This is a genomic window from Nitrospirota bacterium (genome assembly GCA_040755395.1).
In the GTDB taxonomy this organism is placed as follows: domain Bacteria; phylum Nitrospirota; class Nitrospiria; order Nitrospirales; family Nitrospiraceae; genus DATLZU01.
Genome location: JBFMAX010000002.1, coordinates 163,740 through 184,569 on the forward strand (window position 1 = coordinate 163,740; position 20,830 = coordinate 184,569).

The 20,830-nt window shown below is 60.5% G+C and carries 17 protein-coding genes; 11 read left to right on the forward strand and 6 right to left on the reverse strand.

The window, feature by feature from the left end; translation table 11 throughout:
- The first annotated feature begins 33 nt into the window (after positions 1 to 33).
- From AB1555_04815 to AB1555_04850, 8 genes are all read left to right on the forward strand, one after another.
- Positions 34 to 3,444 (forward strand): Hpt domain-containing protein, encoded by a 3,411-nt coding sequence (locus AB1555_04815; protein ID MEW6246014.1) that lies wholly within the window; start codon positions 34 to 36, stop codon positions 3,442 to 3,444.
- An 83-nt stretch (positions 3,445 to 3,527) separates the two neighbouring features.
- Positions 3,528 to 4,055: a chemotaxis protein CheW gene (locus tag AB1555_04820; GenBank protein ID MEW6246015.1), complete on the forward strand. Its 528-nt coding sequence runs from the start codon at positions 3,528 to 3,530 to the stop codon at positions 4,053 to 4,055.
- Between the two features lie 28 nt (positions 4,056 to 4,083).
- Positions 4,084 to 4,548, forward strand: coding sequence for a chemotaxis protein CheW (locus AB1555_04825; protein MEW6246016.1), 465 nt, complete (start codon positions 4,084 to 4,086; stop codon positions 4,546 to 4,548).
- A gap of 31 nt (positions 4,549 to 4,579) precedes the next feature.
- Entirely contained in the window at positions 4,580 to 5,746 is a 1,167-nt protein-coding gene (locus AB1555_04830) for a response regulator (GenBank protein MEW6246017.1), read from the forward strand.
- A gap of 59 nt (positions 5,747 to 5,805) precedes the next feature.
- Positions 5,806 to 6,750 (forward strand): hypothetical protein, encoded by a 945-nt coding sequence (locus tag AB1555_04835; GenBank protein MEW6246018.1) that lies wholly within the window; start codon positions 5,806 to 5,808, stop codon positions 6,748 to 6,750.
- A 136-nt stretch (positions 6,751 to 6,886) separates the two neighbouring features.
- The gene (locus AB1555_04840; GenBank protein ID MEW6246019.1) at positions 6,887 to 7,681 is read left to right on the forward strand and encodes an AAA family ATPase; all 795 of its coding nucleotides are present in this window, start codon (positions 6,887 to 6,889) and stop codon (positions 7,679 to 7,681) included.
- A 28-nt stretch (positions 7,682 to 7,709) separates the two neighbouring features.
- Positions 7,710 to 9,914 (forward strand): HD domain-containing phosphohydrolase, encoded by a 2,205-nt coding sequence (locus AB1555_04845; protein MEW6246020.1) that lies wholly within the window; start codon positions 7,710 to 7,712, stop codon positions 9,912 to 9,914.
- Between the two features lie 335 nt (positions 9,915 to 10,249).
- On the forward strand, positions 10,250 to 10,771 hold the full coding sequence (locus AB1555_04850; protein ID MEW6246021.1) for a hypothetical protein: 522 nt from the start codon (positions 10,250 to 10,252) through the stop codon (positions 10,769 to 10,771).
- 29 nt (positions 10,772 to 10,800) lie between these two features.
- On the opposite strand, the gene lpxD is transcribed toward AB1555_04850, so the two are convergent.
- The 5 genes from lpxD to lptF form a co-directional block, all read right to left on the reverse strand.
- Entirely contained in the window at positions 10,801 to 11,874 is a 1,074-nt protein-coding gene (gene lpxD / locus AB1555_04855; GenBank protein MEW6246022.1) for a UDP-3-O-(3-hydroxymyristoyl)glucosamine N-acyltransferase, read from the reverse strand.
- 7 nt (positions 11,875 to 11,881) lie between these two features.
- The gene (locus AB1555_04860; protein ID MEW6246023.1) at positions 11,882 to 12,187 is read right to left on the reverse strand and encodes an acyl carrier protein; all 306 of its coding nucleotides are present in this window, start codon (positions 12,185 to 12,187) and stop codon (positions 11,882 to 11,884) included.
- A gap of 66 nt (positions 12,188 to 12,253) precedes the next feature.
- A complete protein-coding gene (gene fabF / locus AB1555_04865; protein MEW6246024.1) occupies positions 12,254 to 13,510 on the reverse strand; it encodes a beta-ketoacyl-ACP synthase II in 1,257 nt (418 codons plus the stop codon).
- Positions 13,511 to 13,608: 98 nt separating this feature from the next.
- Entirely contained in the window at positions 13,609 to 14,703 is a 1,095-nt protein-coding gene (lptG, locus tag AB1555_04870) for an LPS export ABC transporter permease LptG (GenBank protein ID MEW6246025.1), read from the reverse strand.
- A gap of 4 nt (positions 14,704 to 14,707) precedes the next feature.
- On the reverse strand, positions 14,708 to 15,796 hold the full coding sequence (gene lptF, locus AB1555_04875; protein ID MEW6246026.1) for an LPS export ABC transporter permease LptF: 1,089 nt from the start codon (positions 15,794 to 15,796) through the stop codon (positions 14,708 to 14,710).
- A gap of 354 nt (positions 15,797 to 16,150) precedes the next feature.
- Here lptF and AB1555_04880 point away from each other — a divergent pair, with 354 nt between their 5' ends.
- The 3 genes from AB1555_04880 (at position 16,151) to AB1555_04890 (ending at position 19,841) form a co-directional block, all read left to right on the forward strand.
- Positions 16,151 to 16,354 carry a cold shock domain-containing protein gene (locus tag AB1555_04880; GenBank protein ID MEW6246027.1) on the forward strand — a complete coding sequence of 68 codons (204 nt, stop codon included), beginning with the start codon at positions 16,151 to 16,153 and terminating at the stop codon, positions 16,352 to 16,354.
- Positions 16,355 to 16,565: 211 nt separating this feature from the next.
- Complete coding sequence (locus AB1555_04885) at positions 16,566 to 19,010, forward strand: tetratricopeptide repeat protein (GenBank protein ID MEW6246028.1); 2,445 nt, start codon at positions 16,566 to 16,568, stop codon at positions 19,008 to 19,010.
- A gap of 15 nt (positions 19,011 to 19,025) precedes the next feature.
- Entirely contained in the window at positions 19,026 to 19,841 is an 816-nt protein-coding gene (locus tag AB1555_04890; GenBank protein MEW6246029.1) for an AAA family ATPase, read from the forward strand.
- Positions 19,842 to 19,849: 8 nt separating this feature from the next.
- Here the strand turns inward: AB1555_04890 and AB1555_04895 are convergent, their stop codons facing one another.
- Complete coding sequence (locus tag AB1555_04895) at positions 19,850 to 20,800, reverse strand: D-glycerate dehydrogenase (GenBank protein MEW6246030.1); 951 nt, start codon at positions 20,798 to 20,800, stop codon at positions 19,850 to 19,852.
- Between the last annotated feature and the right edge of the window lie 30 nt (positions 20,801 to 20,830).

Below are 20,830 nucleotides of genomic sequence, written 5' to 3' on the forward strand. Positions count from 1 at the left end.
TGGGGAGCCAACGGCGCGGAGGGCGAAGCGCGAATGAGCAGCGACTTTGATCGCGAGTCCTTGATCAGCATTTTCGTGGCCGAAGCCACGGATGGTATAACGACCTTGTGGACCGCCTTGCATCCCGCCGGGCAAATGATTCCTGCAAAGGAGATGCTGCAGGAACAGCACGTGATCGGCCACAAGTTGAAAGGAGCGGCGCTGATTTATGGCTATTCCGGCCTCGCCAAGCTGGGAGAAGCGCTGGAGACGATTCTCGAACAAGCGTCCGCCGTCTCTCAATCGGACTGGCCTCGCGTCGTTTCGGCCTTGCGGGAACTCGTCAAGATCTTTCGCTCGCAACTTGAAGTCATTGGGCGTGGCGGGCAGGAAGATATCGGCCTGATCGAGGAATGGACGCGGCGTTGCGCCGAGCTGATGCCCTCGCCCCCCGCCTCCGGACACAGCGATGCTGCCGACCCAGATGTTGAATCGCTTGCCCCCGATTATCTGGTCCCGAATCTCGATGCCGAAGTGCTGTCTTATTTTACGCCCGAGGCGCAAGAATACCTTGAGGTGATGGAAGGACTCTTGCTTCGGTTGGAGAAGACTCCCGAGGATGCCGAGAGCATCCAGCACTTGTTCCGCACCGCGCACACATTGAAGGGTTCCGCCCACACGGTCGGATTCCAAGCGATCGGCGATGTCGCGCATCCGGTGGAGGATTGCTTGGGCGCTGTACGCGAAGGTCGGCTTCGGATGTCTTCCGGACTCATCGATCTGATCTTACGCGCGGTCGATGTGATCCGGACTCTGATGCGCCGGGACCCCGGCAATCTGGAGCGGCTCCGACAGGACGTGCTTTCGATCACGAGAGCGCTCCGTCAGGCAGAAGATGGCGAACGAGTTGAGGTTGGCCACGGTTCCCCCTCTCCAACCGATCCTCACACCAATGAGGACCTGCCCCATCGGGCCGATCATGTTGCCCAAACTCCGACTCATGTCGGCGCCGCACCGGAAGTTGTTGACGTCGAAGAAGAGTTGTCTGACAGCTATCTCGTACCTGATCTCGACGCCGAAGTGTTGTCCTATTTCGCGCCCGAGGCGCAGGAATACATCGAGACGATCGAAGCGCTGGTTCTTCGCCTGGAGAAAGAGCCGCAAGACCGGGACACCATCCATCAGCTCTTCAGAACGGCGCACACGTTGAAGGGTTCCGCCTATACGGTCGGGTTCCAGGCGATCGGGGATCTCACCCACCACGTTGAAGATTTCATGGGGGCGGTGCGAGACGGGCGAGTGCAGGTTATGTCCGGCCACACCGATGTCATTCTCCGTGCCGTCGATGTGGTCCGGGTCCTGATGCGGCGTGATCTCGGCACGATTCAGCAAACCCGAGCGCGTTTCGCCGCGGTCATGCGGGACCTCAAGAAGTTGGACCAGCTTCAAGCAGTCCAGGGTCAGACGGAGGATCAATTTAAGGCCGAACCGAGCGGCGGGGTGCAAACCAACGAACAACAGGAGCGGCCGGACGTTGAACAGCAGAAAGGTCAGGAGCCGAAGGGACAAGAGGAACGGGAGGTTATTCGGGTCAGCCGCGATCGGTTGGAACACCTGCTGAACCTCGTCGGCGAATTGGTGATCGGACGCGGCCGTCTCGAGCAGCGTCTTCTCGTTCTTGAGCAGTTATCGCATCAGGTATTGGCTTGCAAAAACCGGCTTGTGGATTCGGTCCGGACGTTCGAGGACAAGCATGCGTTCTCCTATACCCCGCCGAGCATTTCTTCGGGCCCGGTCGAATCTCCCGCGCCGGCTTTCCCGGGGCTCAGCGATTTCGGAAGTCTGGAGTTCGATAAATACGACGACTTCAACATTCTCGCCCGCCGCATCAGCGAGGTGACGGCCGATATCAGTGAGTCGATGTCCCAGCTCAGCGGGTCGATCCGCCGAGCTCGCGAAGATATGAGCCAGCTTCAGCAGTTGACGCTCGGTATGCGGGACGAAATCGCCAGGGCTCGCATGGTTCCCATCGGCTCACCGTTTACCCGGTTCCGTCGCGCTACGAGGGAGATGGCGCGCGCGACGGGCAAAGAAGTCACCCTGGTGACCTCCGGCGAGCATACGGAAGTGGACACGGGGATCGTCGAGCGACTCGTCGATCCGCTCATTCACCTGGTCCGAAACGCCGTCTATCACGGCATCGAGCCGACAGCGGTCCGAATCGCTCAGGGAAAACCGGCCCAGGGCACCGTCTATCTGCACGCGGCGCATCGCGGCAATTCGGTGATTATCGAGGTAGAGGATGATGGAGCCGGTCTCGATGTCGACAGAATCAGGGCGAAAGCGGTCGCCTTGGGTCTGATCAGACCGGAGATCGCGCAATCACTGCCGGAGTCGGAAGTGATCAAATGCATTTTTCTTCCAGGATTTTCGACGGCGGAGCAGGTCGGTGATCAGGCCGGACGTGGAGTCGGGTTGGATGTCGTCAAGCGGGTGATCGAAACGATGAACGGGCATCTCGACGTCGAATCGGTTCGAGGCGTCGGAACCAAGTTCACGTTACAGCTTCCGCTGACGCTGCTCATCGCCACCGCATTGATGGTGCGGATCGGACCAGAACGCTATGCGATCCCGTTGCCCAGCGTGCGCGAAGTCACGATGCCGTCTCCAGGATCGATCCAGCCGGTGGCGGATCGCACCATCCTCCGAATCGGCGACGAGGCGATCGAAGTGCAACCCCTTCAGCGGCTCCTGCAGATGACGACGGAACCATCGGAGGGGTTTACGCCCATCGTGATTGTTCGTACCGCGTCCGGTCCGCTCGGGCTCTCGGTCGACGAACTGCTTGGCCGCCAGGAGATCGTAATCAAGACGCTGGGTTCGTTGAAACCGCTCAAGCGTTCCTGCTTCGGCGGCGCTACGATTGACCCGGAAGGCCGCGTGATTCTGGTGCTGGACATCGCTAGGCTCGTCACCGGTCGAGGCGACGAGCCGATTGCATGGTCGGGGCAGGCCGTTCCGCAACTCGTATCAGGTGAAGCGCAGAGCAATGATGGCGGAACGCCCGAAGCGGTCCCCACAGACTTGCCGATTCTGCTCATCGATGATTCGTTGAGCATTCGTAAATTTGTGGGACGGATGCTCGAGTCCGCCGGTTATCGCGTGGATACGGCAGTTGACGGCGAAGATGGGTTGCGGAAAGCCTCGACCCAAGCGTATCGGCTGATTATCACGGACTTGGAAATGCCCAAGCTCAACGGGTATGAAGTGATCCAGGCGCTCAGAAGCCGGCCACAGACTCAAGCAACTCCGATCCTCGTAATGACGACTCGCGCAGGCGAGAAGCATCGACAAATGGCCATCGGCATCGGCGCGACCGCTTATATCGCCAAGCCGGTCGAAGAACGGGCTTTAGTCCGTGAGGTAGAACGATGGCTCAGGCGCGAAGCGGCTGCGAGAGTTTGAGTTGAGATAGTTGCGATTACTCGTCAATCGTCCGCACAACCTTCCGAACGCCGCAGAGGCGGAGGCTCCGGCAGGAGTCCAGCATGAGCCTTCGAGGTCATAAGACTGTCGCGACCCCTGTCTGCACGAGCGTGCGGTTGCTGGTCGCCGACTGTGGAAATACGTACTTGGCTATTCCGGCCGACGTAGTCCGCGGTATTTTGAAGCCGGAGCAGGTATCCGACAACGATGTCCTGTCTTTCCATGGCGTGAGCTATCCTCGCGTCGATTTAGCCGGGCGTTTCGGTCTTCGTAGAAAAGTGTCCGGTGCCGAGGCGCGAGTAATTCTCTGCTCCGAGGGTGACCGCTATTGTGCCTTTAAGGTCGACCAAGTGATCGGTCTGGTCGAAGTCGGACGTCCCAGCATGCTGCCGTTGCCGGCGCAGTTCCGGGGCGAAGAGCGCCGATGGTTCGGCGGCCTGTTCTTGTTCCACGAAACGGCGTCTCTAGTCCTGAATCCCAGGTGGATTCTGGAGGAAAGTCTTCAGGCGTCTACCGAGAATCAGCCTGATGCAGCGTTGACTTCTCCGAGCGCAGCTCCGAGCCTCCTCGGTATGCGTCTGCCGGTCTGACACATGGCGGGATAAAGGCGGGTGTGGCATGTTAAGGAGCACGCGTCAGGAGTCCGACGTCAAGCGGTCAAGATTGTGCGGTTTGGTGGTGTTTTCGGTCGGAGGGCAACGCTTGGCAGCCAGGGCGGAAGAAGTGGGCGGAGTGTCGCATTGGCCTGAGACCATGCCGGTTCCAAGCGAAACTCCTTTTGTGAAGGCCGTGGCTCGGCGTGAGAAAGAAGTCTTGCCGGTGTTTGATTTTGCGGAAAGGCTGAACGTACACGTACAGGGCACGACGCCCCTGTGCCTGGTCGTCAAACACGAGGACGGCCCGATGGTCATTCGCATCGACGAAGAGATTCCCGCTCTGCAGATGGTCGAGCGGTCAGCCGTTCAGCCTTACAGCGGCTCCGATCCAGACATCGTCGCAACGTATGTCGACGGAGCCCAGCGTATCCCAATCTATTCGCTGGCCAGGTTAGGCAAGATGGGCACCGAGAGATCACCCGCATAAGAGTCTGTGCCGAAAGAAAGGGAAAAACTTCATGCCGAAGATTCTGGTAGCAGACGACAGCATCGCGGTGCGAAAAGTGGCCGAGCGCCTCCTGACCGAAGCCGGGCTCGGGGTCATGCTCGCCGCCAACGGAGAGGAGGCTATGGCCGTCTTGTCGAAGGAGCAGCCGGACCTGATCGTTTCCGACGTGATTATGCCGGATAAGAGCGGGTACGAAGTCTGCGCATTCGTCCGCTCGCAGGCGGCTTTGTCTGACACGCCCGTCCTCTTGATTTCGGGCATCGTCAATGACGAGGTGACAAGACAGGCAGAGTCATGCAAGGCAGACGGGGTGCTCAAGAAGCCCTTCCAAGGGACGTCGCTGAAGGACCGGGTTCTCGACCTGCTTTCCAGGCGCCCACAGCGGGATGCCACGCCAACTCCGGCCACGGAGGCCGGCGCTCACACCAATGGCTCGGTTGCGGCGTCTTCCGTTAAGCCGGAGGAACCGCAGAAGGCTCCCGATATTGGTCAGGCACAACTGGAAGCCTTGCGGCAAGCCGCTGCTCGCCTGGGAGAAGCAGAGGTAGCCCTGCGGGCCGAACGCGAACGAACGGCCCAACTCGCCCAACGGATCGCGGAATTGGAACGGGAATCGGCGCGGACGAAGGAGCTCGAAGCGCAGCTCGCTGCGGAACAGGAGCGATCCGCTATCTTGGAGAAGCGTGCGACGGATGCGGAGCTGGTAGCGGGGCGGGTGCAGGAACTCGAAGCGGCACTCAGTGCGGAGCGCGATGCGGCTGCGCAGTTGGTTCAACAATTCAATGAACTCGAGCCAGCCGCCAGGCGAGCCGGAGAACTTGAGGCCTCGCTGGCGGCTGAACAGCGCCAAGCGGCTGAACTGTCGCAGCGATTGGCCGACGCACAACGACAGATCCAACGGATGGGTGAGCTCGATGCGGCGCTGGCAACCGAACGAGAGCGGGTCGCGCAGCTCAGCCGACGGGTTGTCGAGGCTGAATCGGCCGCCGGTCGCGTGAAAGAGCTGGAGGCGCTACTCGCAACGGAGCGCGAACGCGTCGAGCAAGCGACGAAGCGGGCCTCGGATTCGGAGTTGGCGGCCCAGCAGGCGAATAAGCGGCTTGAAGATATGGCCAGGAAATTGGCCGAAATCGCGGGACTGGCTTCTCAACTCGGCAATGGGAAGAACAAGCTCTAAATCCAGGTCCATTCCGTCTCCTTGTCGGGCCGTGCGGGGAAAAGCCCCTGTCGATTCTGATGATGGCAACTGACGCGGACGACGACGAATTCCAGAAAGAATTGCTCGAGCTGTTTGCGCAAGAAGCGCAAGAATGGCTCGATCAGGCGGATGCCGCTCTGAGCGAGCTGGAGAGTCGACCTCCGGCGGATCGACACGCGAAGCTCGTCGAGGTAATCGCGCGGGGACTGACGAATCTCGGCGGCTCCGCTGCGACGGTGAATCTGCCCGACATCGAGCAATCGACGTTCGCCCTCCTCCCGTTCCTGGAGCATTTCCGCAATCCCGATGCCGTCATCCAGCCGGATAGCTTCACGTCGTTCCGTCGTGATCTCCGGGGAATTGCGGCAGCGATTCTGCAGCACGCTCCCGCGTCTTCGACGCAAGTCCTGGGCGACGCCGTGGAGGACAACGATGGAATGGCTTACCGACCGGCGACATTGTTGAACGCACTCAAAGAGCTGCAAGCCGCCCGCGCCCATGCGTCGGAGCCGAGCAGGAATCTGACAGAGGTCGTGATCCGCAAGCTTGAGCGCGACCTGCAACAGGGGTTGGACCAACTTGACGTGTCGTCGCTCCGAACCTTGTTGCAAGAACTGCACGGAATGGATGAGCATTTCCTGGAGACCCTGCGTCGCCGCATGCCGGCGATCACGCAAGTAGTGGCCCGTCTCAAGGAAACCGCTCCCGCCGGTGCCCTGCCGGACCATGGGTTGAACGAGACGATTCGCCAAGTCCAAGACCTGCGTGAGGCCGCCAAGACCGCCAACGCTGACCCCATCGTGACATTTTTGACCGGATTGCATAGCTTTTTGACCGTGGTGGCGCAACGCCGGGTCGTACTCGCCGCGGAAAGAATCGAAGCCGTGGCATCCCGCCTGCCTGTGGTAGTGTCCATGGCTCAACAGTGGGTCGCCGTCGGACAAAATGAGCGGGCGGCGATCGACAAACTTCTGCCCGCGTGAGACTTGCTTTCCGTTCCGTCGATGGCGGCATCGGATTCCATCCACCTCAACTTTCGCAAGTTCTTGACTAATCGTCGGATTCGGACTAAGTGTTGACCAAGGATTGCTGCACAAGCGCAGCATGGATGGGTGCAACATGCACTACGAAGAGTATTGGGGTTTGCGGGAGGCGCCCTTCGAAAACGTACCGGATCCCCGGTACTATTTCCCTTCGGTCAAGCACGAGTCGGCACGGCAACGGCTGCGATATGGGATTCAGGCGCGCAAAGGAGCGGTCATGTTGACCGGAGAGATCGGGTGTGGAAAGACGCTGCTGAGCCGGGAGCTGATTGTGAACCTCCCGAGATTCCAATATGACATTGGGTTGGTCGCGAATCCGGCGCTGCAGGCGGGAGAGTTTCTCTCCGAGGTGCTCTACCAATTCGGGATCGAACCCGCCGGAAGCAAAGTGGAGCAGGTCCGCGGTCTGAACGATAGGCTGTTGACCAATCACGAACAGGGGCTCGATACTGTGCTGATCGTCGATGAAGCGCAGGCCATCGAAGACGACCACGTTTTCGAGGACCTCAGGCTTCTGCTCAACTTCCAACTAAACCATCGCTTCCTGCTGACGCTGGTACTGATGGGGCAACCGGAACTGAAGGAACGGGTCGAACGAAACCCACAACTCAATCAACGGATCAGCATCCGATATCACCTTGCGCCCTTCAACGCCGAGGAGACACGCGACTATATCGTCACCCGCATGACCGCGGCCGGCTGTCAACATGAGGTGTTTACCAAGGACGCCGCTTGCCAGATCTTTGAGCACACCCGCGGCGTGTGTCGGCTGATCAATTCGCTTTGCGATCTCTGCCTCTTGCTGGGGGCGATGGACAAGGCCGAGCGCATCGACGCCGGCCTGGTCGATCATGCCTGCCAGATGGCGTAACCGATCGGGGACACAAGGCATTCCGGTGATGGAGAGGCACGGTCAGAAGGCGAACGAGCGGCCCGGTTTGATTCCTCCCGGCGGCGCGCGATCCGATCGCCATGACGGTCCCGCTCGGTCCGATCCGCTGTCGAGCGAAAACTGGTACGGGCGCGCCGAGCAAGAGCTCTTGCGGATCGCTGCCGCAGTTCGACAGGAACGGGACTTCAGCCTGGACGAACTGTCCATCATCGCAACCGGCATTGTGTCGTCGATCCGGGCGAGCGATCGGCTCGTCGTGCAAGCGCTTTCCAGTCCAGCCGGAGATCCCCTCATTACCAACCTTGTCAACGTCGGGATCCTGGCGACCAAAGTCGGGATGGGGTTGGCCTATTACGGAGCGGAGCTGGAACGACTTGCCTTGGCCGGACTTACGCACGACATCGGAATCTTTGCCGTGCCTCCATCATTAGTGACCAAATCCGGGCGACTGACGCAGGAGGAGCGGGCGCTGATTGAGCGTCATCCGGAGCTGGGATTCCGCCTCATGAAGAAACTCGACCGCGAGTACGACTGGCTGGCGCAACTTGTGCTGCAAGCTCATGAACGCCTGACCGGGCAGGGGTATCCCAACAAACTCAAAGGGCGGCAGATCAGCGAAATGGCGCAGATTATCGGCGTCGTCGACGTGTTTGATGCGCTAGTCAGCCCGCGGCCCTACCGACGACGGCTGCTGCCGCATGAAGCGATACGAGAACTGCTGGTGACGGAAAGGACCTCCTTCCCGAGAGAAATCATGAAGGCGCTCGTCGAGCAATTATCCGTCTATCCGCTCGGGACCATCGTCCGGCTGAATACCGGTGAGACCGGAGTGGTTGTCCGCATCAATCCGCGGTATCCCATGCGGCCGATTGTACGGGTCAATGAAAAGCAAGGACCGGGGGACTCTACCTATTCCGACGAGATCGACTTGAGTATCGCGCCGTTGGTTTCCATCGTGGAAACGCTCGATCCTCCGGCCGTCGACCGGGTCTCTTTTGCATCCGGACCTTTCACTCCGCCGCCGCCTTCGCTGAAAGCGGGGTCGGCGTCCGAGCAGTTTTCCGTTCTCCTTGAAAGTCTCGACGCCATTGCCTCAGCAATCCAGACGGTCGTGGAGACGAAAGCCAGGAACGGTGCCGATGTCGAGGCGTCGTCCGTTCAGATCGACCAGGCGATTTCCCTGACGCCGGTGAGCGACACCGGAGACGCGCTTTTCCATAAAGAGGTGTTGGGGCTCTTCGCCTTGGAGGCGCGGGAATGGCTTTCGCAAATCCAAGGCGCGTTGGAGAAATTGCAAGGGGAACCGTCGCTCCACTTGCGCGCCAAGTTGGCGGATGTGATCCTCCACGGCATCACCAATTTGGGTAAGTCGGCCGCCACTGTGCGGCTGCCCGACATCGAGCGCATGGCGTTCAGTCTGGTGCCCATCCTGCAGTCGGTCGGAGGCCAAGAAGTCGTCGCGACAAGCGAACAATTTGCTTCCTTGCAAGAGGGGATTGACCGTATTACCGCCGCCGTACGGGATTTGACGGCAGGCAGCAACATCGTCGGAAACATCGCGGCTACAGGCTGTCGGGCCCCTACCGTAACCGACTCGGGGCGCGCTGAGCGGGTCCATCCCGAGATGCCGAAGCAGGAGCCGTCGCAAGCCGATGTCGAATCACGGAGGGTGACGGGTTCCGCCCCGATCCTGGACGTCCTGCGTGACTGGCGTCATGCGAAGACCCGATCCGTCGAGCCGACACGCGATGTGTTGGATACGGTCATCCGGTTGGCCGAACAAGAGATCGAGTGCGGAACCGGGGCGGTCGATGCGCGGGTCATTGAACGAATCTTGCAAGAGCTTGAGGGAATGGATGAGCAGTTCCTGGGCGAGGTGCAGACACGCGTTCCTATCATCATGCGTGCAGTGTCGGCTCTGCGGAGAAGCAGCGACGAGACGGCGATTTCCAGTGAAAGCCTGGAGCCGATCATCGCGGAGGTAGAGTTTCTTCATGAAGCGGCCAGAAAGGTCAATGCCTCGGCCATTATGCTGTTTCTGCAAGGACTGCGAACCTTTCTGACGGTCGCGTCCTATCGGAAGGTGGCACTGGCTCTACAGCGGCTCGAAGCCATTGAAGCCCGGCTCGACGCGCTGATTCCCATGGCCCAACAATGGGTCGACGTCGGACGCATCGAACGAGCGTCGATCGGTGAGATCCTCCCGACCTGATCCGTGTCGGTGGGGTAGGCTGTCTTGTCTCAAATCCCTGCAGCGGTTCAGACAAGAGACTCGCCGAGTCTATTGAAATCTCGACGGATACGTCGCGTAAAATCCGGGTAGTTCGTGCGCGGCATCGACCAGACGTCGCAACGCCTCTTCATTCACATCCTTACCCACCATCAGCCCACAGAATTTGTGGACAGGGCTTCCTTTTGAACATGCCGGAATGAACAGCAGTGCCATCCGTGCCAAGCACGGGCGAAGCGCGATATAATTCAGCGCGAATGCGTGCCGGCTAGAACGTTTCACCGGGCCATGAGAGACCAACGACGCTGTTGACGACGATGCCGAAATTAGTGACAGTCCGTCGGCTGGAAGGGAACGTCGAGAAAGCCAGGGATTATGTCAAAACGCACATTCTCTTTCCGTCCGGCCTTCTCGGGTTGATCTTCATGGTCGCTGGAACCGCAGCCTTGGGCTACCAGTTGCTCGCGACGGATAGCTATACCTGGGCGACATTCGTGCAGAGTATGGGATTGCTGGTGCTCGGAGCCGTATTAGGCTGGGGGCAAACGAAATATCATCAATACCTATTGCGCGAGCATCCAGATGTGTTTGCGTCCCGAATGAAGACCTTCACGCAGGCGGCTCGCGGCCGTGCGAAAAAAGAACCGTCGCCGTCGCCGGTCGTTCACCGGGGGCGCGAATTCGTGCCGTTGGCCTATCTGGCCGGTATGCTTGTATTGCTCTCGGCTTCGGCCGTGAGCGCGGTGCTCGGCCACGTGTATTACGTAGCGGCTTATCTCATGCCCTGGGCGGGGTTTTTCTGGGCCAAGCTGTTTTTTTGGCGGAATGTGATCCGGTAATGAGGGTCGAGCAGTGGTGGTCCGGCCGCTCACGAGCGCCGCTTTTTCTTCTTCGTCTGTGTCCGCGCTTCCAGGAGTCGGATCCGTTCCTCCAATTCACGCACTTTCTGGCGCAGTTCGGGCAGCCGGGGAATGACGGCCTGCGCCTTGATGAATGTCTCATGGGGCATGGCAGGGGCTCCGGACACGATCTGATTCGGCTCCAGGTTCCGCGTGACTCCGGCGCGGGCCGCGATCATGACTTGGTCGCCGATGCGGATGTGGTCCGCCAACCCGGCCTGACCGCCGACCATCACATGACGACCCAACGTTGTGCTGCCCGCGATGCCGACTTGTGCCACCAGAATGTTATCTTCTCCGACCGTCACGTTGTGGGCGATCTGGACGAGGTTGTCCACCTTGGTCCCCCGTTTGATCACGGTCTGGCCGAACGTGGCCCGGTCCACCGTGACGTTGGCGCCGAGTTCCACGTCGTCCTCGATGATCACCCCGCCCAGTTGCGGAATCTTGTGATGCCGGCCTTGATGCTGCACATATCCGAAGCCGTCGCTTCCGATCACCGTCCCGCTGTGGATGATGACGCGGGCCCCGATGACGCATCTTTCCCGGACGACGACGTTGGGGTAGAGCACGGAGTCGTCACCGACCGTTGAATCCTCGCCGATGAATACGCCCGGAAAGAGCGTCACACGGGCTCCGATCCGCACGCGATCTCCCAACGTCACGAACGGCCAGATAGAGGCGTCGGGTCCGATCTGCACGGCGGCTCCTCGAACGAGATCGGCTGCAATGCCGCGCGGCCGGTACGGCTCGGTGAAGAACCGCTGCGCGACGCAGACGAAGCTGTACGAGGGATCGGGCACCACGAGTTGAGGGCCGGCCAATTGCGCGATCTTGCGCCCGACGATGAATGCGCCGGCTTTCGAGGCCAAGGCCGCTTTTACGAAGCGGTCTGAGGCCACGAAGGTCAAGTCCTGCGGCCCGGCGTCTTCCAGACTGGAAATTCCGAAGACCATCGCGTCGCCGGGACCGAACAGCTCTCCTCCGATGAAGTCGCGGATCCGGGAGAGCGGAATGGACGAAGTGGACGGCGGGGATGACATGGTGCGGTTATTTCCTCGCGCGGCTGCGCTTGACGGGGCTCTTGGCCGCCTGTTTGGCGGAGGCCGCCGGCTTCAGCCGGCGTTCCACATAGCCGATTACATCGCCCACGGTGACCAGCCCTTGCAAGTCTTGATCGGGAATTTGCAGATCGAACGCTTCTTCGATCTTGAACAACAGTTCGATCGTCGCCATGGAGTCCAACCCTAGGTCGTCTCGAAGGCTGTAGTCCGTTCCGATCGACCGTTTGTCTCGTTTCAGATATTCGGCCAGCGCCGTCAAAATGCGATCGGCGATCGCTGAATCAGCAGCCATGGTCACTCCGGTTGCGCGATCTGCGTTGCGTTCGTCGACGATGAAAGGACAACGCCGCCCCTGGACTCAACGGGATAGTTTCTTCAACACGACGGCCGCGTTGTTGCTGCCGAATCCGAAGGCGTTCATGAGGGCGACGCGAATCCGCCGTTCCTGAATCGACTTCGAAATCCCGGGAAGGGCGCAGGCTGGGTCCGGGTCGTCATAATTGATGGTCGGATGGATCTGCCCGGTTTCGATCGCGAGGGCGGAGACGATCGTACCGATGGCTCCGGCGGCGCCCAAAGTGTGTCCGATCAGCGACTTGGTCGCGTTAATGAGAAGCCGATTCGCCCATGATTTGAAGACGTCCTTGACGGCTTTGATCTCCACGGCGTCGCCGATCGGCGTCGCGGTCGCGTGCGCGTTGACGTAATCCACCTGCGCCGGCGTAATGCCCGCGTCTTTCAACGCCAACCTGATCGTCGTCGCGACTTCCATCCCGTCCTCGCGGGGGATCACCATGTGATACGCTTCGCTGGTCGCGGCGTAACCGGCCACTTCGGCGTACATGCGCGCCTTACGTTTTTTTGCGTGGCTCAGCGATTCCAGGATCAACGCTCCGGCTCCTTCGCCCATCACAAAGCCGTCGCGATTCCGATCGAAAGGACGTGACGCGCTGGCCGGCCGGTCGTTGAAACGCGTGGAGAGGGCGCGCAGGGAACAGAAGCCGGCGAAGACCAGGGGGGTGATGCTGGCGTCGGCGCCCACGGTAATCACGACGTCGGCCTGACCGTTGCGAATGCAGTTCAACGCCTGGCCGACGGCGTGCGCGCTCGACGAACAGGCGGTCGAGATCGTCAGGTTCGGGCCTTTGGCGCCGAAATGCATGGCCACGATACCGGAGGCCGAATTCAAGGTGATGACGGGGATGAAATTGGGATGCACGCGATGCGGTTTCCGTTGCTGGTAGAGTTGGGTGATCTCGCGCTCGCCCATCACCATGCCGCCCATACCGGCTCCGACGATCACGCCGACGCGGTGCGGGCGTTCCATCTCCATCCGCAGGCCAGAATCCGCCATCGCTTCCTTCGCGGCCACCAGGGCGAATTGCGCATACCGATCTACCCGCTCGGCCTGGGTGGGAGCGAGGAATTGCGCCGGATCGAAATGGAGCACCTGTCCCGCCACCCGCGAACGGTACCCATCGATCGGAAACGGATCGAACGATTCGATGGCGGAAACGCCCGAGCGGCCCTCCAACGCGGACTTCCAAAACTGCCCGGTGCCGATTCCGATCGGGGACACCACGCCGAGGCCTGTAATCACGACCCGTTGAGTCATACGTCCCGATCACCTTTTACCGGAAGGCTGCCGAGCAGTCAACTTCCCTTTCCTGGATCGAAGAGATCGGACAGGCCCAAGTCCGTCGGCGGAGCGGGTCAATAGCGGACTTTCAGCAGCAGATAGAGACCGAACGAAAGGAAAACCAGGTTGGAGATCCAGCCGGCGATAATGGGCGCCAGCACGCCGCTTCGTCCCAAGGCGATCGCTATGGAATGCGTGGACCAGTAGCAAAAGCCGATCACCAGCGCTTGTCCGATCCCGATGGCCATGCTGCCTCCGCCGCGGGTGCCGCTCCGTCGCAGGCTCAATGCGATCCCGACAATGACCATGATGATCGTTACGAAGGGAAAAGCCACCCGTCCATAATAATCGGTGAGAAACCGGGCGAAACTATACCCGTCTTTGCTCAGACGCTCGATGTAGGCGCGGATGTCCCGAAAGGTCATCGTGTCGGATTCGACCGAGAGCCACGTGCTGAAGTCTTCCGGAATCTGCGAGAGCCCGATAGGCTCGCTCTCGAACTCCGTCGCCCGGACCGTCCCGTCCGGGAGGATTTTCCTGTGACGGCCGCTCTGCAGGATCCATCCGCCGGAAGCATAGCGGGCTTCCTTGGCCTCGGTAATTTCCGTCAGTTGAAAGCCGTGGCTGAGTTGGTACAGACGGAGTCCCCGGAGGACCGCTCCGCCCGGTTCGACCAACTCGAAATTCATCAACGTCCGAGTACCGATTCTGATCCAAGGTTGAGGCGCCTTCAACGACATGGACGGCGGTTTCTTTTCAATGTTGACGGTTTTCACATATTCGGCCCGTGCGTTCGACAGCGGGATCACGGTGGCGCTGAACGCCAGCAGGACAAGTCCGACAAGAAGGGCGAAGAAAAGAAAGGGCGAGGCGACCCGGAAGAGGCTGATCCCTGAGCTCCGCATCGCGGTAATCTCGTGGTTGCGCGACAGCATCCCCAAAGTCAGGAGCGTCGCCATCAGGACAGCCAGCGGAGCAATCTGGAAAGAAATGCCAGGTGTTCTGAGCAAAAAGAATACAGCAATATCAGTGGCTTCCGCGTCATAGCGAAGGAATCGCCGCAACTTTTCGAAAAAATCAACGACCAGGTAGACCGTCATCAACCCGGCGAAGCACATGGCGAAGATTTTGGCATATTCGCAGAGCAGATATCGAAACAGAATGCCCATGTCGTTACCGCCTGTTCATTCGATAGAAGGCCGCCACAGTGACCGCGAGAAATATTCCGTTCGGCAACCAGGCGCCTGCGAACGGCGGAAGCACGAGGGTCGTGACGAGAAACTCGCACATGACGTTGAGCACATAGTAGGCGATGATGACCATGACGCCGACGGCGAAGCCGCCGATTCGTCCCGACCGTTTGGAGACGATTCCGACCGGAATCCCCAGGATGCAAAACACGAGCGACGCGGTCGGAAACGCCAGATCCTTGTAGTATTCGGTCAGGCGACGCAAGGCGCCGGGATCGGTCCAGTTCGATTGCTCCAACTGCGCCAGCGTCGATTCCAGCGAGGGACGGTCATCGGCCGGCGCGTAGAGATGAGCGAAGCTCAACTTCAGGTCATAGGTGGAGAAGGACACTTGTCGATACTCGTTGAGCGAGTCCGGGCTGCTATGGATAACCCCGTCCTGCAGCCGAAGAGCGACCTGATTCGTGCGTCTGTCCGTCAGGACCAAGTACTCGCGGGCGACAATGATGCGCGGTTCGTCCGGGTTCCTCGAGTCGGAGACGAAAATGCCCGATCGACCGCCGTCGGCTTCTTTTTCGGGGATGAAGATCGTCATGCCCGGAATGGGTTCGTTAAACACGCCTCGATCCAGGGCCAAGACCAGTTGGTCTCGGAGCAGATTGAGCGCCACCTTCTTCAGGTTGACGCTGGTCCAGGGCTGTCCCCACTGGGAAAGGGTGAGGGTCAGCCCGCATACCACAACCGCGAACAGGAACACCGATCTGGAAAGCCGCAGGAGGCTCAAGCCTGCGGCCCGCATGGCGACTAATTCCTTGTCGTAGGAGAGTCGTCCGAAGGCGGTAATCGATGCGATGATACCCGCGATGGGCAGCGTGAGGACCAGGAATGAGGGCAGCAAATGAGCGAAGACCTTGAGCACCGCAAAAAATCCGACCCCCTTTGAAACGAGCAGCTCCACCAGCCGCAGCAACTCTCGAGTCAGCATGACGAAACAGAGGGCGCCCAGGCTGATAAAAAACGGCGGGACGAGTTCCAAGAAGATGTAGCGATCCAAGATGGTGCGTAGCAGCATTGGGCGGACTCTCCCCGTAAGCGGTGCGCAAGAAAATCCCAATAAGAATAAGGGACTGCGAAGACATTGTAAACACATCGCCGCCGATCGTTCCCTGACCTCCGTACGGAGTTTTCTGCAGGAAGGCCAAAGAACTGCTTGACAAGCTCAGGAGCGCTATGTTACATGCCAGCCCGAATTTTGCCCTGGGCAAATGTCTCACGTCACCGGAACAACCCCCCCGTACGAAGCCTGTTGCTCAGCGCGATTATTCCTATTCCATTTTCATGCCGTTTCTATTCGGACGCATGTGTCCGCAGCACTCGTGGGCCCAGCGACTCGATGTCGGGGAGCTGTAGAGGAAAGGAGGGTTCTGTGAAAACAAAGGGGACTGTTAAGTGGTTCAACGATCGGAAAGGATTTGGCTTTATTCGATTGGAAAGCGGGGAAGATGTGTTTGTGCACTATTCAGCCCTTCAAGGCGAGGGTTTCAAGACTCTCAAGGAAGGCGAAAACGTCGAATTCGACATTGTGCAGGGAGCCAAGGGGCCTCAGGCAGCCAATGTGATGAAAACCTGACCTGAGTCGCTGTTGGTTCCCCTTCGTTTCTAGCACCGACTCATTAGGAGACCCCGCTCGCCCGGGCGGGGTCTTTCCGTCTGTAGCACGAATTCGTTCGATCCGGCCCGCGCCATACTTAAGCTTTTTGCCCCCCTGAGGCCCTGTCATTCGGACCGTTTCCTTGACAAAACCCATTGAAACTGCTAGCGTTTGCGTATCGTGGAGGTCCGTGTTGGCGGCCGATCGCAGTACGATCCTGCAGAATGCGCAGCTCTTTGCCTCGCGGGGCCAGTTCGACGCCGCCATCGCCGAATGGAAGAAACTCACCGCTGAATCCTCCACCGACGGTACCATCTATAACACGATCGGCGATCTCCATCTCAAGCGCAACGCGCCGGGCGATGCGATTGTGGCCTATCTTCAGGCCGCCTCGGCGTTTCGAGCCGAAGGAGCGACGCTCAAGGCGATTGCCGCCTACAAGAAAGTCCTCAAAGTCGATCCCTCACGGTACGAAGTGTACCGCCATCTCGGCGATCTCAATGCGGAGCGAGGGCTGCTGAGCAGCGCGGTCGCCGATTACTTGACGCTCGGCAAATACTATCTCAAGGAACGCAAGACCAAGGAAGCGCTGGAGATTTACAAGAAAATCATCAGCCAGGACCCGTCCAACCTCGACGCGCAGCAGCGCGTCGCCGAGCTGTGCCTCCAAGAAAATCTGCAGGATGAAGCCGTCAAGGTGTACCTGCAGCTCGGGCGGGAACGGTCGGCGCAGCAGCGCTATGACGAGGCCCGGGACGCGTATCTGGCCGTCCTCCGAATCGATCCGACCAACAGCGAGGCGGCTCAATACGTTCAGAATTACGACAAAGACGCGGCCGAAGGGATGCGTGGGGTCCGGCCGAGCCCGGTTCAGTCGGCGCCGCCTGCAAAAAGTTCGGAACCGACGAATCTGCTGGCCGAGGCGACCAGGCGTATGGAAGAAGGGCAGTACGCGGGCGCCGAAGCGATCCTCACCCAACTCCTGACCCGCGAACCGGGCAATCCGCAAGTCTGCCAGTTGCTCGCCCGGCTCCATCTCCAACGAGGGGACCTTCAAGTCGCGCTCAACGAGTATCGGTTTCTCGCTGGGGCGGCCATGCGGGCGCAGGATTACACGTTGGCCGAGTCCCTCATCAACGAATACCTGAGCGTCGAACCGACTTGCGTGGCGTTGCTCGAGATGCTGGGTTCCCTGTACGAGGAAAAAGGCGACGGCGCCGCCGCGGCGATCCACTACGGCAAAGCCATCGAGGTTCTGTTGGAACATCCGGAGCCCGGTATGCCGATGTTGCCGGCCGAGCTTTACGCCAAGGTCAAACTCCTGGCACCTGCCAGCCCGGTGATTCAGAAATTCGCGCGTGTATTCGAGCCCGGAGCCGTCGCACCTCACCCGCAGGAGATCGAAGAATCTGCGAGCGAAGCCGACAGGGTCCCTTCTCAGCCGGGATCCGAGGTATCCGCTCACGTTGGGCCTCCGTCTGCTTCGCCGCAGGATGCGGCCGCGAGCGAGCCCGTCGCTTCGGAGGATACCCAAGGCGAACTCGCGGGTTCCGATGAGGCGAGCGTCGGCGGGTTTGCCATCCAGGGGGCGGAGCCGGACGATGCATGGAACACCACGTCCAAAGTCAATTTGAAACAAGATCGGCATTTCCCGTCTCAAAGCGCCAGGGCCGACAGCCAGTCGCCCGTGGAGTCTGCGCAGGCGAAGGGAACTTCTCGGTCCAAAGATCGTGATGCCGAGGACCGGCTGGATTTACTCGATCGGGTCCGGACGTTGATCCTCAATCGTCGGTATGTGGCGGCGGAAACGATTCTCTCCCAGTTGCTGGCCGAGCAGCCCGATGATTGGGAAGCGCTCCGACTGATCGGACGGTTGCTCGAAGAGAAGGGCGACGCGGCGGCCGCCGCGTTGCAGTATGCTAAGGCGTTGGACATTCTGCTTCAGCATCCCGATCGGGGAGCGGAATCGCTGCCGACTGAGTTGTATCACAAGGTGAAAGCGCTGGCGCCGGCCAGTCCTGTGGTCGCCGAGCTGGCGTCTCGATTCGAGCCGGTCATACAGGATGAAGCTCCCGTGGCGCCGCAAGGCGCTTCCGTTCAACCGTCCACGGCGGCCCAAAAACCGCAAGAAGAGCAAACCGGAGAAGAGGAGTATGAGGTCCGGTACACGCTCGGCGTCGCGTATCAAAACATGGGGTTGTTAGATGAAGCGATCGAGGAGTTTCGGCTGTCCATGCAGGGGCCAAAATCGTTTATGGATGCCTCGCTCATGCTGGCGCGCTGTCTGAAGGAACAAGGACAGCATAAAGCGGCCATCGCGCATTTGGAGCAGACCCTGGCCGATCCCCGCTGTGTCGACGAGAAGACGCCGGCGATCCGGTATGAATTGGGTCTCCTGTATGAAGCCGAGGGGCTTTTCGACAGCGCACTGAGGGTGTACGAAACGATTCCGCAGTTTCAGGACGTGCCGCAGCGGATCGAATGGATCAGAGGACAGGGTCGACCCGGAGCGTCGGTCGCCGACCCGTCCGGACAGGCGAAACCGCAGGCCCAGGGCGGGCGCGAGCAGCCGGTCCATGCCGCATCGGCGCCGCCTCAGCAGGAGCGGAAGAAACGCCGGATCTCCTATCTCTAGCCTACGCCTTACCCTATGAGCCTCCTGGAGTTCTTCCATCTGAAAGAAAGCCCCTTTTCCACCACTGTCGACAATCGATTCTTCTATAAGACGCAGCAGCATGCCGAAGCGCTCGTCCGGCTCAAGTACGCCGCCGAACATATGAAAGGTCTGGCGGTCCTGGTCGGTGACATCGGAACGGGCAAAACGACCCTGGCCACCCGGCTGCTGGAGGACTTGGAAACCGGGGACTATGACGCGGCCCTGCTCGTCGTGATCCACGCGGCGGTGACGTCGGAGTGGATGCTCCGCAAGATCGCGCTGCAGCTCGAAATTCCCTCCCCGGCCGACACCAAGACCGAGCTGCTGACGCAACTTTCCCGGCGGCTGCAGGAGATCTTCGAATCGGGGAAGAAAGCGGTGGTGCTGATCGACGAGGCGCAGATGTTGCGCAGCCGGGATCTCATGGAAGATTTTCGCGGGCTGCTCAATATCGAGCTCGACGGTCGAAAGGCGGTGACCTTCATTCTCTTCGGGCTCCCCGAGCTGGATCAGGTGTTGGCGCTGGACCCGCCGCTTCATCAGCGGGTCGCCATGCGGTATCAATTGGCGCCCCTGGACGCCGCCGGTACGGAAGCCTATGTCAACCATCGACTGCAGGTCGCCGGTGCGAAAAACGCCCTCTTTAAGCCCGCCACGTTCCCGTTGATCGCCAAGTATTCGCAGGGCATTCCGCGGCTAATCAACACCATCTGCGACAACGCCCTCCTGGAAGGCTACCTGCGCAAGCAGGAGCGCATCGAGCCGGACCTGATCAACGAAGTGGCGCGGGACCTCGTGCTCGCGAAGTGAGCGCTCGGTCAGGCCACCCGATTGGGAGCCGGCCGCCCTTCCAGCACGGCCCGCACGTTCTCCACGCAGATCATGCCCATCCGGATGCGCGTGTCCAGCGTCGCCGATCCCAGGTGGGGCAACAGCACGACATTAGGGAGTTCGCGGAGGCCGGGATGGAGTTCCGGTTCCCGTTCGTACACGTCAAGCCCCGCGCCGGCCGGCCGGCCGGCGCGGAGCGCCTCCACCAAGGCGGCTTCGTCCACCACCGGACCGCGCGAGGTGTTGATCAGGAAGGCGGTGGGCTTCATGCGCGCGAACGCCTGCTTGTCGAGCAGATGGTGCGTGTCGGGCGTCAGCGGGACATGGACGGTGATAAAATCCGATTCGGCCAGCACCTCGACGAACGGCCTGAAGTCCCACCGGGGATCGCCCGGCACCGGATGCCGACCGGCGTACAGCACCGGCATGTTGAAACCGGCGGCGCGGCGCGCTACGGCTTGCCCGATCCGGCCCATGCCGATCACTCCGAGCGTCTTGCCCCAGACGTCGGCGCCCAGCATGTGGGTCGGCGCCCAGCCGGTCCACTGACGCGCCCGCACCAGCCGATCGCCCTCGACGACGCGGCGAGCCGCAGCCAGCAACAGCGCCCAGGTCAAATCGGCGGTCGTGTCGGTCAGCACGTCCGGGGTGTTGGTGACGACGACGCCGTGAGCGCGCGCGGCGTCGAGGTCGATGTTGTTGTAGCCGACCGCGTAATTGGCCAGGATTTTCAACTGCGGCGCGCGGCTCAGCACCGCGCCGTCGATCGTTTCCGTCAAGGTGCAGATGGCCGCCTCCGCCTCCCGCATGCCGTCCAGCAGCGCGCGGGGAGACGGGGGCTCGACCGCGGGAACGGCCGTGAGCCGAAACCGCTCGCGGATCGCGGCCATGACCGGATCGGGAAGCAGGCGCGAGACATACAAGGCGGGCAACGGCATCGGCTCGCATCTTAGCGAATCATCCGGTCC

Bases quoted from the DNA above. Each gene is read 5' to 3' on its own strand.
- AB1555_04815 (MEW6246014.1), top strand. From the start codon at position 34: ATGAGCAGCGACTTTGATCGCGAGTCCTTGATCAGCATTTTCGTGGCC.
- AB1555_04820 (MEW6246015.1), top strand. From the start codon at position 3,528: ATGAGCCTTCGAGGTCATAAGACTGTCGCGACCCCTGTCTGCACGAGC.
- AB1555_04825 (MEW6246016.1), top strand. From the start codon at position 4,084: ATGTTAAGGAGCACGCGTCAGGAGTCCGACGTCAAGCGGTCAAGATTG.
- AB1555_04830 (MEW6246017.1), top strand. From the start codon at position 4,580: ATGCCGAAGATTCTGGTAGCAGACGACAGCATCGCGGTGCGAAAAGTG.
- AB1555_04835 (MEW6246018.1), top strand. From the start codon at position 5,806: ATGATGGCAACTGACGCGGACGACGACGAATTCCAGAAAGAATTGCTC.
- AB1555_04840 (MEW6246019.1), top strand. From the start codon at position 6,887: ATGCACTACGAAGAGTATTGGGGTTTGCGGGAGGCGCCCTTCGAAAAC.
- AB1555_04845 (MEW6246020.1), top strand. From the start codon at position 7,710: ATGGAGAGGCACGGTCAGAAGGCGAACGAGCGGCCCGGTTTGATTCCT.
- AB1555_04850 (MEW6246021.1), top strand. From the start codon at position 10,250: ATGCCGAAATTAGTGACAGTCCGTCGGCTGGAAGGGAACGTCGAGAAA.
- lpxD (MEW6246022.1), bottom strand. From the start codon at position 11,874: ATGTCATCCCCGCCGTCCACTTCGTCCATTCCGCTCTCCCGGATCCGC.
- AB1555_04860 (MEW6246023.1), bottom strand. From the start codon at position 12,187: ATGGCTGCTGATTCAGCGATCGCCGATCGCATTTTGACGGCGCTGGCC.
- fabF (MEW6246024.1), bottom strand. From the start codon at position 13,510: ATGACTCAACGGGTCGTGATTACAGGCCTCGGCGTGGTGTCCCCGATC.
- lptG (MEW6246025.1), bottom strand. From the start codon at position 14,703: ATGGGCATTCTGTTTCGATATCTGCTCTGCGAATATGCCAAAATCTTC.
- lptF (MEW6246026.1), bottom strand. From the start codon at position 15,796: ATGCTGCTACGCACCATCTTGGATCGCTACATCTTCTTGGAACTCGTC.
- AB1555_04890 (MEW6246029.1), top strand. From the start codon at position 19,026: ATGAGCCTCCTGGAGTTCTTCCATCTGAAAGAAAGCCCCTTTTCCACC.
- AB1555_04895 (MEW6246030.1), bottom strand. From the start codon at position 20,800: ATGCCGTTGCCCGCCTTGTATGTCTCGCGCCTGCTTCCCGATCCGGTC.